Annotated in this window: 10 protein-coding genes; all 10 read left to right on the top strand. The window is 42.3% G+C overall.

Features of this window, described 5'->3' with window-relative positions; genetic code table 11:
- Positions 1-206: 206 nt before the first annotated feature.
- The 10 genes from GB992_RS11595 to GB992_RS11550 all read left to right on the top strand — a co-directional run bounded on the left by GB992_RS11595 (position 207) and on the right by GB992_RS11550 (position 13,157).
- On the top strand, positions 207-1,535 hold the full coding sequence (locus GB992_RS11595) for a carboxylate--amine ligase (protein ID WP_161002570.1): 1,329 nt from the start codon (positions 207-209) through the stop codon (positions 1,533-1,535).
- A 104-nt stretch (positions 1,536-1,639) separates the two neighbouring features.
- On the top strand, positions 1,640-4,537 hold the full coding sequence (locus GB992_RS11590) for a YfhO family protein (RefSeq protein WP_161002569.1): 2,898 nt from the start codon (positions 1,640-1,642) through the stop codon (positions 4,535-4,537).
- Positions 4,538-4,542: 5 nt separating this feature from the next.
- Positions 4,543-4,725, top strand: coding sequence for a hypothetical protein (locus tag GB992_RS11585; RefSeq protein ID WP_161002568.1), 183 nt, complete (start codon positions 4,543-4,545; stop codon positions 4,723-4,725).
- Positions 4,726-5,055: 330 nt separating this feature from the next.
- Positions 5,056-5,322, top strand: coding sequence for a phosphocarrier protein HPr (locus GB992_RS11580; protein ID WP_017261119.1), 267 nt, complete (start codon positions 5,056-5,058; stop codon positions 5,320-5,322).
- Entirely contained in the window at positions 5,322-7,049 is a 1,728-nt protein-coding gene (ptsP, locus tag GB992_RS11575; RefSeq protein WP_161002567.1) for a phosphoenolpyruvate--protein phosphotransferase, read from the top strand. Before GB992_RS11580 ends, ptsP begins: the two co-directional genes overlap by 1 nt.
- A 252-nt stretch (positions 7,050-7,301) precedes the next feature.
- Positions 7,302-8,480, top strand: coding sequence for a glycosyltransferase family 4 protein (locus tag GB992_RS11570; RefSeq protein ID WP_017261117.1), 1,179 nt, complete (start codon positions 7,302-7,304; stop codon positions 8,478-8,480).
- A gap of 81 nt (positions 8,481-8,561) precedes the next feature.
- Positions 8,562-9,584, top strand: a complete 1,023-nt coding sequence (locus tag GB992_RS11565; protein WP_161002566.1) for a glycosyltransferase family 4 protein — start codon at positions 8,562-8,564, stop codon at positions 9,582-9,584.
- Between the two features lie 2 nt (positions 9,585-9,586).
- A complete protein-coding gene (locus GB992_RS11560) occupies positions 9,587-10,648 on the top strand; it encodes a lysylphosphatidylglycerol synthase transmembrane domain-containing protein (protein WP_161002565.1) in 1,062 nt (353 codons plus the stop codon).
- The gene (locus GB992_RS11555) at positions 10,645-10,902 is read left to right on the top strand and encodes a DUF1797 family protein (RefSeq protein ID WP_017261114.1); all 258 of its coding nucleotides are present in this window, start codon (positions 10,645-10,647) and stop codon (positions 10,900-10,902) included. Before GB992_RS11560 ends, GB992_RS11555 begins: the two co-directional genes overlap by 4 nt.
- A gap of 176 nt (positions 10,903-11,078) precedes the next feature.
- A complete protein-coding gene (locus GB992_RS11550; RefSeq protein WP_161002564.1) occupies positions 11,079-13,157 on the top strand; it encodes an LTA synthase family protein in 2,079 nt (692 codons plus the stop codon).
- Positions 13,158-13,614: the final 457 nt, after the last annotated feature.

The raw sequence follows: 13,614 nt of genomic DNA, 5'->3' as shown, positions 1-13,614 counted from the left end.
AGTAATCACTCCCTATATTGGTTGGAATTAGCTACTACCATTGTAAGTGATTGCTTTGGGCTTTTTAATTTCTGTTCGGATTAATTATAGAATTTGCCGATTTAAATTCTTTAGTTTCTCTAATGATTCTTGTAAAAGTGATAATGAAAATTGTGTTAGATTATTATAATAATATCTAATAAAAGGTTATAAGTAAGGTGAGTTAATTGACGGAATACGCAGGGAATACAGTGCCATTTTTCTTTGGAACAGACGAAAACGCATATGGCGTAGCAAGGATGTATTACGATTTAACGGGTCAGAAAGCCATTATTTATGGAGCAAAAAACCTATCGGCAACTCGATTCAGTAAATTCACCGATGTGACTGTGATTCCACATCTTAGCCAAACGGTTGCTTTTGCTAAAGCAATGCAGAATGGCATTTTAGATCGGATCATGAGCTTCAAACGTGTTGTGTTAATTGGCTTGGGTGATGCCTATGCAAAGTTGATTAGAGAGTATGCGTACTTTCCGGACAATGTTGTGCGACCTTATCCAGAAATGTTTGAGCAAGTTACGGATAAGGCCTGTTTCTATCAATTGTTAGAGAAAACCGAGCTGAATCCAGCAGAATATATTGAACTGAGCAAGAACGATACGGAACGTGACGCAAAGTCACCGTTTCCTTTTCCAGTTATGCTTAAGGCAACGGATTCGGTTAGTTGGGGTCCGATGAAATATCCAGATCATCGCAAGGACTATGTGCTCAATTCTAATGAAGAAATTAATCATTTCTTGCGCTTGGCTTATCATCAAGGCTATCAGCGGAACTTTGTTTTACAACGCTTTGTAGCGGGTGAGGGACAAGAATACACGTTTTCTGCCTATGTCGATCAACATCATCATGTTCGTGGCATGGCATTAGGCCACGTTGCCTTAGAGGACCATACGCCGTGGGGGATTGGTAACCACGATGCCATTTTTCCAGTTCAGGAAAGCGAGCTAACAGATAAAATATGCCAATTTTTAGAGGATATTGACTACACGGGCATTGCAAACATCGTTTTCAGGTATGATCAAAAGACTCAACAATTTTTAGCACTTGAATTAAATGCGCGTTTGGAACGTTGCAGTTATTGGAGTGCGCTAAACGGCGTTAACTGGGTTGAATTAATGTTGAAGGATGCAGACGATGAGTTTGCCAACGTGCCTGATGACGAAATGACAAAGGTTATGACACAGCCTGATCAGATTACGCTGTGGCTACAAGTTAGCCCACGGGTATTTAAACGTTATGCACCGGACTCACCGGCTAAAAACGTAGCGGTTAACTTGATTCGGCAGCGGCGTTGGCGATACGGTTTTAAGGATAAACGGGATTGGAATCCTCAGCGTGCCCGAATGTATCATTTCATTCACGTTAGCAATAGATATCACTATGAAACGTGGGGCAACGTAAAAGTCAATCCTGTGGTTCGCTTTTTCCAGCTAACGCGGTGGGCAATCGTGCGCACCATTAATAAAATCGGTCCTAAATACAGTTTGATGAATTAGCGCTTTACCATAAGTAAATAATTATTTGCGACGATGGCCGGTTTTGTTCATAATGTAAGAATCAACTTACACAATGACTTAAGACTAAAGGAGCACGTACAACCATGAAGTTCTCATTTGCAAAACAAAGGCGAGGAAAACTTTACGGCGGATACGTGCTTTTTTTTGTGTTGTTTTGTCTATTAACATACGGCGTTTACTGGTTATTTGGCTATTCACTGATTTCAACGCATGATGTGTTGCATCAGCATGTGCCAATTATGAACGAATACCGCAAGATTCTGCTCAGTTGGTTACACCATCTAAGTGCAGGACCGTTGCAATGGTCGTGGCACATTGGCTTGGGGGCAGATGCTTTCCAAACGTTTTCGTACTACATCATTAGCGATCCGTTTGCTTACCTGATTTTGTTATTTAATAAGGCACACTTGTTAACAGGGTTTCAGCTTATAGGTCTGGTACGCATGTTTTTTGCTGGGCTGAGTTTTACCTATTTTGCCAGTCATTTTTCACTTAAACGCTGGGCCATTTGGCTGGGTGCGATGGTCTATCTCGGTAGTGGGTTTGCCATTTACGCGAGTCTATTTCAACCGTTCTTCGTTAATGCGTTGATTCTATTGCCATTGCTAATCACTGCAATTGAAGCAGTGTTGCAGGGTCGGTCAGCGTGGGGATTCGGTTTTGTTGTTTATTTCAGTGTGGTAGTTAACTTTTACTTGGCGTTCATGTTGGCCCTCGGTGGAATCACGTACCTGATTTTGCGCTGGATAGAACTCCCGCATCCTTTGGCACGGCAGCGCTGGTTTAACTTTGGTCGAATGTTATGTAGTGGGGTGCTTGGTCTATTGGCGACGGCGTGGCTGACGTTACCAGAAATTAAGGCCCTCCAGAGTTCGCCAAGATTCGATGTCCCGTTTGCTAGTGGGATGCACTTTTATTCCTTGCAATACTACCTAAGTTTGCCAAACGCACTGTTAGGCAACGTTAACGTGGATCCGTTTTGGTTAAATACGTTATCAGTAAACGTGTTGTTGCTTGTAGTTGTGTGGATTTTTCGTCATTACCGGGACTACAAACTGATTGTGAGACTGATGGTGCTGACAACAGTGCTCAGTTTATTGCCAATATTTGCTGCTACATTAAATGGCTTCACCTCGCCATCGAATCGGTGGTTATTCTTAATGAGTTTACCGATGGCGTTAATGACAGGTGTTTTCCTACAACAACTTAAGACCATGACGCTTAGTGATTGGGTGCCCATCTTCAAATGGGCAGCTATCATTCTAGTCTTAATTCTTATCAGTACGCAAATTATTGCTGATTCGACCAGTACGGTGCTGCCGCAATTATTCTTTTTAATGGTATATGCAGGCGTATTTGTCGCTGGCACGGTTCGACCGCAATTGCTGAAGCCACAAGTTCTTAGTGCACTGGTGATGGTTAATATCTTTGTTGCCTTTAATTTCGAAAACGCTGCGTACGATATTCATCAGTTCTTACCAAATGGTGCGGCTAAGGCGTTAATTTCTCAACCGTATGGTACAGCGACTACAGCAGTGGCAACTCAGCCAACATGGGCGGAACAAAACGGAACAAAGGTTAGCAAATATGCGCCGACTTTTGCACGCACCAGTAATGTTAGTAACTATGTCACCGCTTCGACCGGCATTACACCGAATAACTTTCTTTTGAATGGCGCTAATACCAGCTCGTTTTATTCGATTCAAAATGGGGCAGCCATCCAATTTAGTCGCGATTTGTTAAACAATCAACGGCAATTGAATTTACCGATTCAACAATTTGATGATCGTGGTCGGGTGCTGAACTTTTTAGGTGTTCGCAATTTATATGCTAATTCACCATTGCCAAGTGACACGAACATGCCACATAATTACGTTCCGACATTTGGTGAAACGCCGGATTTAAATCAGTCATTTTACGGTGCTAATGGGGATGTTCAGGCTTATCAGACCACGGATAATTTTCCGCTGATGTACTTTCAGTCACGTGTTATCAGTAATCAGACATACAAGCAACTAGATGCCAATGAGAAAGAAGCCAATTTGGCGAACGTGACAGCCGTCAGCGATACTAAGAATTTAAAAGTGACAAAGCTACAGCCTCAAAGTGTCGTAATTCCCTATAAAATGTACGATGCCGACCAAAATATCATTAGCACTACAAACATTGCTGACACGAATAAATCCGATACCTATACACTTTACATTCCTAACGCTAAACAATATCAGGGGATGGAAATTCGCGCTTTGATAACGAATGTTCATTACACAGAACCAACGTTGACTGATCGAATTAACATTGATAAGTTGAATTCACCAGGAATCAATGGTCACCTTTCATCAGGTAGTAATCAGACGGCGGCTCATGGCGGTTGGGATGCCTTCAAACGTGATGTGGCCAATGGTTCACCCAATCAAGCTTGGCGTATTAGTATGACAAATGGTGATATTACTAACTCGTTAAGCCAGATGCCTGAAACCAATTTGAGTGAGTATGAAAAAACGACGGCTGGTGTACTTAATCTAGGGTGGGTAGATCAGATGCCAAACGGATTATCTATGCAATTGGGACAGGTTGGCCGTTATTCCTTTGATTTGCAACTTGTTGGGATTCCAATGACAACACAGTATGATAAACAGGTTCAACGTTTACAGAAAAACGGATTACAAGAATTAAGGCTGGGACACAATGAAGTTACAGGACTTGTGACGACCAAGCAGACTGGGGTGTTGACCTCATCTATTCCTTATAGTGCGGGTTGGCATGCAATGGTCAATGGCCATACTGTCAAGTTGATTAAAACAAATCGAGCTTTTGTGGGGATTAAGCTAACTAAACCTGGCAAACAGCAGATCAAGTTAATTTATCGGACACCAGGATTAACAGCAGGCATTCACTTCACAGCGATTGTCAGTGCTTTGATTGCGATCTTGGGTATCGCCCAGCTTGGCTGGCACCTGTTTAAAAGAAAGAAGGATTGAATTCAATGGATGACGACTACGCAGCAAAACTTGAGCAACTGAAAAATGGTGAGATTGAAGAATTAAAGGTTACACCAGAACACTTTATGAAGTTTCAAACGGCGTTGATGAATGTGCCTTATCGTCAACGGATAGTTGGTCAGGCTGATCGTGGTGGCGAAATCACTTATCATTATCAAGAAGATTAGTTTGCATACAGATTTTAGACGGCGTTCATGATGTTTTTTCATCAGTGACGTCGTTTTGTTTTCTCAAGAATTTACCAGAATGTTTCACCTATGGAAAACGATTTCAAAATAAAATGCTGTTAATCCAACGTTTGTCAAACACGGTCTAGACCACTATCCGTATAGGATTAGCATTGGTACCGCTTTCCAAAATGCGCATTTTTCCTTTGCGAATGGTTGTATTTTGTAAAAAACATATGCTACTATGATACAGAAGGTGATTGATGAATCGCCGTTTTTACGGCAAAGTAATCCCTTACAAATCTAAGTGCATTAAGGAGATTAATGATTATGGAATCTAAAGACTTTCACATTATTGCAGACACAGGCTTACACGCACGTCCAGCCACACTTTTGGTACAAACGGCATCTAAGTTCTCTTCAGAGATTAACTTGGCTTACGATGGTAAGTCCGTTAACTTGAAGTCCATCATGGGTGTTATGTCATTAGGTGTTGGTAAAGACGCCGATGTTACGATTTCTGCTGACGGTGCCGACGAAAAAGACGCCATCAGTGCAATTACAGATACCATGACTAAAGAAGGTTTGTCTGACTAATGACTCAGAAACTCAGTGGGATTGCGGCCAGTAACGGTGTTGCCGTTGCTCCGGCCTATATGTTAGTTGATCCGGATTTAACGTTTGACAAGAAGACAATTTCTGATGCTGATACTGAAAAGGCCCGTTTACACAGTGCCTTAGATGCATCAATAAAAGAATTGCAACAGATCAAAGCCGTTGCTGAAAAGAGTTTGGGCTCAGAAGAAGCCGAAGTTTTTGAAGCACATATTACGATTTTGCAAGATCCAGAAATGATCGGCCAAATCGAAGGCAAGATCGACTCTGACAAAGTTAATGCAGAAGAAGCATTAAAGGAAATCACCGACAATTTCATCGCGATTTTTGAGGGCATGACCGACAATGCGTACATGCAAGAACGGGCAGCTGATGTGCGTGATGTAACCAAACGGGTTATGAGCCACCTACTGGGTAAGAACCTACCTAATCCAGCCTTGATCAATTCTGAAGTTGTGATTGTGGCGCATGACTTGACACCAAGTGATACGGCACAACTGAACCGCAAATTTGTTAAGGGCTTCATTACTGATTTAGGTGGTCGGACGTCGCATTCGGCGATCATGAGTCGGACATTGGAAATTCCAGCTGTTGTTGGGACTGAAGATGCTACTTCTACCATCAAACAGGGTGATAAGGTTATTGTCGACGGTTTGGATGGTATTGGTATTGTTGATCCATCTGACGAGGATGTGACGACTTACACCCAAAAAGGTGACGACTTTGCTAAGCAAAAGGCTGAATGGGACAAGCTGAAGGACGAGGCATCTGTTTCAAAGGATGGCAAGAACTTCACGATTGCTGCCAACATTGGGACGCCTGATGACGTTGCTGCTGTTAATGATAACGGCGGTGAAGCAGTTGGTTTATTCCGTTCAGAGTTCCTGTATATGGACAGTGCCGAATTGCCAGACGAGGAAAAACAATTCCAAGCCTACAAGAAGGCTGCTGAAGATATGCATGGCAAACAGGTTGTTGTGCGGACCATGGATATTGGTGGGGACAAGCATCTTGACTACTTGCCATTACCAGAAGAAATGAACCCATTCTTGGGTTACCGTGCCATTCGGATTAGTTTGAAACAACCTGATTTGTTCCGGCCTCAGTTGCGTGCATTATTGCGTGCCTCTGCTTTCGGTAACATTGCCATCATGTTCCCAATGATTGGGACAGTTGACGAGTTCAAACGGGCGCGGGCAATCTATGATGAAGAACGGCAAAACCTCATCAATGATGGCGTTAAAGTGGCTGACCACATTGATGTCGGCATGATGATGGAAGTGCCAGCCGCAGTGTTGATTGCCGACAAGTTGGCCAAATATGCTGACTTCTTCAGTATTGGTACGAACGATTTGATTCAATACACGTTTGCCGCCGATCGTGGTAACGAACACGTTTCCTACTTATATCAACCTTACAACCCATCATTGTTGCGTTTGATCAAGAAGGTTATTGATTCAGCGCATGCTGAAGGCAAGTGGGCCGGTATGTGTGGTGAAATGGCTGGTGACCAGGTTGCTGTGCCATTATTGATGGGAATGGGCTTGGATGAGTACTCTATGAGTGCGACATCTATGTTGCAGACGCGTTCATCAATGAAGAAACTTGATACAAAATCGACTGCTGACCTCGTTGATAAGGCACTTGATGCCGAAACCAATGAAGACGTTGCCGATATGGTTAAACAGTTCATGGCAGGGTTGAAGTAAGCTATGAGATTAAAGCACTGATCGCATTTGCGACTAGTGCTTTTTTTCTTCGCGAAAAGTTAAGTTTTTGACGTCATTGTGGTCAAATCCAGTGTGAATATTGGCGTGTAGAGATAGTCTAGGTTAGAATTGAAGATAATCTAAACGATTAGCGTTTGCACTATATAAACGCAATCCGTATAATGAAACTTGATTATTTTGTTGGCAAAAATGCTGACTGAACACTGAATTTAGTTTGAAGGGGGCACCAGCGTGAATATTGGCATATTTACTGAAACATATTTTCCGCAGGTGAGTGGTGTGGCCACTTCGATAAAAACACTGCGTGATCAGCTTGAGCAAAACGGTCATTCAGTTTACATCTTTACATCGACGGATCCTAAAGTTGATAAGGATGTTTATGAGCGAAACATTTTTCGTTTTCCGTCGGTACCATTTGTTTCCTTCACGGACCGGCGAATTGCTTTTCGCGGAGCGTTTCGTGCTTTACAAATTGCGAAAGACCTTCATTTAGATATTGTTCATACCCAAACAGAATTTTCGATGGGGCTGATGGGAAAATTTGTTGCCCACGCGATGAAGATCCCGGTTGTTCATACATATCACACGATGTACGAGGACTATTTGCATTATGTGGCTAATGGTAAGTTGCTAAAGCCTAAGCAGGTACGTTTGGCGACCCGAGCTTATTTACATGGCGTTGAAGGGGTGGTTGCACCCTCTGATCGAGTGCTAGACACTTTAAAGGGCTATGGTGTTAAAACGCCCATTCGTGTCATCCCAACAGGTGTTAATCTGACGCAGTATGAACAACCCCAGTCCAATGAACTACGGCAGAAAATGCATTTTAGCGCTAATACACCAGTTTTGCTGTCCTTGTCACGATTGGCATTCGAAAAGAACATTCATGAAGTTATCATGGCGTTACCGGATATTTTGGCACAGCAGCCCAATGCACAACTTGTCATCGTCGGTGATGGCCCTGCTAGAGAAGATTTGGAACAACAGGTACGTGTGATGAAGCTAACAGATCACGTCACGTTTACGGGAGAAGTTGCGAACGAGGATGTTTACCGTTACTATCAAATGGCTGACGTGTTTGTATCTGCTAGTGATTCAGAATCACAAGGGCTGACTTATATTGAGGCTATCGCAGCGCATTTACCGATTGTAGTCATGAGTAGTCCTTATGCTGATGAGCTGTTGAAGACAGATACAATCGGACGCACCTTTAAGCAACAAGGCGAATTAGTGCGTGACGTTTGTGACTACTTGTCACATCAAATCGATGTTAGCGATGACACCGTTCGTCAACGAATTTTGTACGAAATTTCCGCAGATGCGTTTGGCAAACGAATTATTCAATTTTATGCTGACGCCCAGTTGATTTATCAAGAAGATAGTGAAAAATCAGCCAAGTTGAGCGATTAACACTCTTAGCACGTATTTCCGAGCTGACCTTGGGTTAGTGGAAATACGTGTTTTTACGATAATAAACGTTAGGAGCACACAATGTTACGAATCAATATGTTCTCTGCCGCAACGTCCGTTCCCGGACAAGGAGTCGGCAGTGCATACACGGAATTAGTGAAGCTGTTGCAAGACAATTTTGATGGTGAGTTTGACATCACAATTAATAAATGGCACAAAACGGACATTTCACACTATCATACGGTGAATTTTCCCTATTACTTGTCTACTTTTTTACCGGGGCGGGGCGTTAAAATTGGCTACGTCCATTTTCTTCCCGAAACATTGGAGGGGAGTTTAAAACTACCTCCAATCGCAAAACAGATTTTCTATCATTATTTAATCTCGTTTTACAAACGGATGGATCACATCGTAGTGGTCAACCCGACCTTTATTCCGAAGCTCGAAGCCTATAACATTCCTCGAGGGAAAATTACGTATATTCCAAACTTCGTGTCTAAAAGTGAATTCTACGAGATGTCGTCAGCCGACAAACTTGCAACACGGGCCCGTTATCATTTAGACGCTAAAAAATTTACAGTTCTTGGTATTGGTCAAATTCAGGAACGCAAGGGTGTTCGTGATTTTATTACATTGGCAAAGAATAATCCTGACGTTCAGTTTATTTGGGCAGGTGGATTTTCATTTGGTCGGATTACGGATGGCTATGCGGAACTAAAAAAGGTGGTTGATAATCCGCCAGCTAATTTGCTGTTTCCAGGTATTGTTGACCGTAAAGCGTTGGTTGACTACTACAACATGGCAGATTTGTTTTTGTTGCCTTCGTATAATGAACTGTTCCCAATGTCTGTCTTAGAGGCATTTAGTTGTGGTACGCCAGTATTGTTGCGTGATTTGGATTTATACCGGTCCATTATTGACGGGTATTACGAAAGTGCGACGGATGTGGCCGATATGCAAAAGAAGCTAACATCGTTGCAACAAAATTCTGCGGGGATGCAGCATTTACACAGTCAGGCCTTATTGGCATCTGAAGTGTACTCGGCGAGTCATCTCGCCCAAATTTGGCATCGTTTCTATCTTCAGCAGGCGAGAGAGGATTAATTATGTCCCGACGGAATCGAATTGTATTAATCGTGATGGTCATTATTGGGTTAGGAATCTTTGCGTACTCGTTGCGCAATGTGGCCCTGACACAATTGCTTCATGATTTATTGCATATTAATGGCTGGTGGCTTTTGATTGCGATTGCTTGCATGGTGGGCTACCTGCTAATTGAATCACGTATCGTTCAAGTGTTTGTCAATGACCGGATAAGTGGTTTTACATTTAAAGATGCGGTTAGAATTCCACTGATTGAGCAACTCTTTAATGGCATCACGCCATTTTCGAGTGGTGGTCAGCCAGCACAGTTGGTGGCCATGATTCAAACCGGTGTTGATGGTGGTCGTGCTAGCTCAGTGCTACTAATGAAGTTTGTCGTCTATCAAGCGATGATCGTGATTAATTTTTTAATTGCGTTAGCCATTGGCTTTCAATACTTGGCGGCTAAGTTACACTATCTAGCGTTATTCGTGGTGTTCGGTTTTTTGATTCACTTAGTTGTGATTTTAGGCTTACTCATGATTATGTTCTGGCATTCGTTTACCAAACGAATGGTGAACTTACTGATGAAGCCGATGCGATGGTTTGTGAAGCCCGAGCGTTACGAAGAATGGCGGGTTAGTCTTGATGAAAAGATTGATTCCTTCTATTTGGAGAGTGTCAGAATTAAGTCCCAGTGGCGATTGATGGTACACGTGGCCTTACTTACGCTAGCACAGCTGGCAGTCTACTATTTGATTCCATACTTCATTATGTTGTCGCTGGGTTATAATCATGTTAATGCGTTGATGGTTACAGCGCTCCATGTGTTGATTGTGATGGTGATCTCGCTGTTCCCAATTCCTGGTGGTGCAGGCGGTGCCGAATTTAGTTTTGAGGCGTTGTTTGCCAGCTACGTAACTAGTCGTTCAAAGCTAGTGTTAGCCATGATTCTATGGCGGGTAATCACGTACTACTTGGGGATGTTTTCAGGTATGTGGGCGATGGCGTTAAAGCCAGATAAAGTTACTGAGGAACCGGTCAAACGCCATCGGTTTCTGAATCGAACAAAGGATAAACAATGAGTGAAGAAACAGGTACGTTATTGGAAAGCATTATTCGGCGTTTGCGAGCGATGCAGTTTGATCATCGTAGTGAAGAGCAGACGCGTTATTTTGAACAGTTTGGTGTTGAAGTGTGCAAGGTGACACTGAATCAAACAACTGGTGAGTGGACAGTACAAGATGCCAGAACAGCCCCGGCTTTTTGTTATGACAATATGGATATGGTGGCAGTAGCAGTGTATGATGCGCTGACAGAGTTTAAAGCCGTCTTTTAAACTATCCGGACAACTAAGAATTTATGAAGAACCCCGCCAATGTTTGTAATTGTGCGGGGCTCGTTTATAATATTGACTTGTTGAGTTAAGGTTCATTTAAGCAACCAAACGAGTAACAGGAATTGATTACAGTCACTGATAACACTTGTTATATCAGCGACGTGGAGGACAGACACATGGCGAAATTCTTCAAGGGTCTTTATGCCAAGCTAAATACGACCCTCGGCTTCTTCTTTTTAATGACGGCACTGTTTTGGTTAAAGACGTATATCGCGTATCGAACCAAATTTACACTGGGTGTTGAATCCTCGATTCAGCAATTTATTCTGGCGTTAAATCCGCTGCCGACGGCGTTATTGCTGTTTGGGATTGCGTTATATTTCCGCGGCAAATTGTCATATTGGTTAATGCTGATTATTGATGCATTACAGACAACGTGGTTGTTCGCCAATATTCTCTATTATCGTGAATTCTCAGACTTTCTGTCGATTGGGATTGTCAAAGGGTCTGGTTCGGTCGATAACAATTTGGGAAAATCATTGGCCGGTATTTTGCATTTTTCAGACTTGTTTGTTTATCTGGATGTGCTGGTATTGATCATCTTACTGTTAACAAAGCTGATCAAAGTAGACAAACGGCCACTGAAGAAACGTTTTGCAGTCACAATGACAGTGTTCTCTATTGCGTTGATGATGGTGGATTATGGTTTGTCCGTAAAAGATCGTTCAGGTTTGTTAACACGGACGTTTGACAACAACTATATTGTTAAATACCTGGGCCTAAATGAATATGCGGCCTTCAACGCTTATCAGACACATCAGCAGTCAACTAGTCGGAGCCAGGCTTCGAAAGCTGATATGAAGTCAGTTCAAAAGTATTTGAAGAACAATCCTGCTGGTGAGAATTTTCAATACTTTGGTAAGGAACAAGGCAAGAATGTCTTTGTTTTCCATTTGGAGAGTTTCCAACAATTTCTGATTAACTATAAATACAAAGGGCAGGAAGTTACGCCAAACATCAATGCGTTCTATAAAGATCAGAACACATTGTCATTTGATAACTTCTTCCATCAAGTGGCACAGGGGAAGACCTCTGATGCCGAAATGATGATGGAAAACTCGTTATATGGTTTACCAACTGGTTCCGCAATGATCAGTTATGGAACTTCTAACACGTTCCAAGCAGCACCAGCCATTCTCTCACAGCATGGGTATACTACGGCGGCCATGCACGGGGATGTGCCAAGTTTTTGGAACCGTGGCAACACGTACAAGTCCTGGGGCTATCAAAATTTCTTTAGCAAGTCGTTTTATCCTAATGCGGATAAACCAAGTTATAACGTGGGTTATGGGCTGAAGGATAAGATTTTCCTGAAGGATTCAGCGAAGTATATTCAACAATTACCACAACCGTTCTATGCTAAAGTGATTTCAGTCACGAACCACTATCCATACCTCTTAGGTAAGAAGGATTCTTCATTCCCGAAGACGGATACTGGTGATAATACGGTTGATGGTTATGTTGTAACGGCGCATTACCTTGATCAAGCCTTTGGTGAATTCATTAACTACTTGAAGAAGGTTAATCTCTATGATAACTCGATGATTGTTGTTTATGGGGATCATTATGGTATTTCAAATAACCATCGTCCTGCCATTGCCAAGCTGTTAGGTAAGAAGAAAGTTACGAATTACGATTTAGCAATGTTCCAGAAGGTGCCATTTATGATTCATGCGCCTGGTGTTCAAGGTGGTGTTAACCATACCTATGGTGGTGAAATCGATGCATTGCCGACCATGATGGATCTGTTGGGCATTAAAACAACAGGTAACTACATTATGATGGGACAAGATTTACTCTCCACACAACGGAACCAGATTGTACCGTTTAGGGATGGTAACTTTGTAACACCACAGTATACGAAGGTTGGTAGTCAGGTTTACGATACAGCAACGGGTAAGTTACTTGATCTGACGGCGTCACAAAAGAAGCAAGTTACTTCTGATCAGGATCATGTTAATACGGTGCTGGGGTTGTCGGATAAGATCATGACACGTGATTTGTTACGTTTCTACACACCAACGGGCTTTAAGAAGGTCAATAAGAGTGATTACAATTACTCGGTATCTTCTACAAATTCACGGTTGAAACAGGAGCAAAAGGATAATCCCACCAGTGTACAAGCTAAAAATGGTGGTAAATCAACGTCGAGTGACTACAAGACTGACGCACCAGAGTTAAGTAAATCGAAGTAATTCAAAAAGATTCCACGTTTTGTGGAATCTTTTTTTGTTCGTCATTTTACTGTTGAAACACAAGACTGGTATCGATATTCACGGGTTAATAGGGTTTTCTGAAACGAGGTATGTTATTTTTTCCGAACGATTCGTTAAATTGACACACACTTACTACGTGTATCCCAATTGTGGAGCAAGTGTTTGAGTCGTATTTAGTCAGATTTGTGCTTGACCACAATCAGACGCTTTGATAATATAGCTTATGTTGTCAGGGAGTGCTTGAGCGACAAGCGATAGCGAAATTATTTCCTAACAAAAACACTTGACTCATAGTGAGCCAAATGATATAGTATAAAAGTTGTCTTGAGGCAACGAAGTAGATCTTTGAAAACTGAACAACGTTTCGACGAATCAAATGTGTAGGGTCTTTGAACGAAAGTTCGAAGCAATTACAATTGTGAAGTCAATTCACTTT

This window comes from Furfurilactobacillus milii (genome assembly GCF_009863985.1).
GTDB lineage: Bacteria > Bacillota > Bacilli > Lactobacillales > Lactobacillaceae > Furfurilactobacillus > Furfurilactobacillus milii_A.
Note: the sequence above shows the minus strand (reverse complement) of the source record. Positions and strands in the feature narration are given on the sequence as shown.

Excerpts from the sequence above, each read along its gene's own strand:
- GB992_RS11555 (WP_017261114.1), top strand. The coding sequence starts at position 10,645 with ATGAGTGAAGAAACAGGTACGTTATTGGAAAGCATTATTCGGCGTTTG.
- GB992_RS11585 (WP_161002568.1), top strand. The coding sequence starts at position 4,543 with ATGGATGACGACTACGCAGCAAAACTTGAGCAACTGAAAAATGGTGAG.
- GB992_RS11565 (WP_161002566.1), top strand. The coding sequence starts at position 8,562 with ATGTTACGAATCAATATGTTCTCTGCCGCAACGTCCGTTCCCGGACAA.
- GB992_RS11580 (WP_017261119.1), top strand. The coding sequence starts at position 5,056 with ATGGAATCTAAAGACTTTCACATTATTGCAGACACAGGCTTACACGCA.
- GB992_RS11550 (WP_161002564.1), top strand. The coding sequence starts at position 11,079 with ATGGCGAAATTCTTCAAGGGTCTTTATGCCAAGCTAAATACGACCCTC.
- ptsP (WP_161002567.1), top strand. The coding sequence starts at position 5,322 with ATGACTCAGAAACTCAGTGGGATTGCGGCCAGTAACGGTGTTGCCGTT.
- GB992_RS11590 (WP_161002569.1), top strand. The coding sequence starts at position 1,640 with ATGAAGTTCTCATTTGCAAAACAAAGGCGAGGAAAACTTTACGGCGGA.
- GB992_RS11560 (WP_161002565.1), top strand. The coding sequence starts at position 9,587 with ATGTCCCGACGGAATCGAATTGTATTAATCGTGATGGTCATTATTGGG.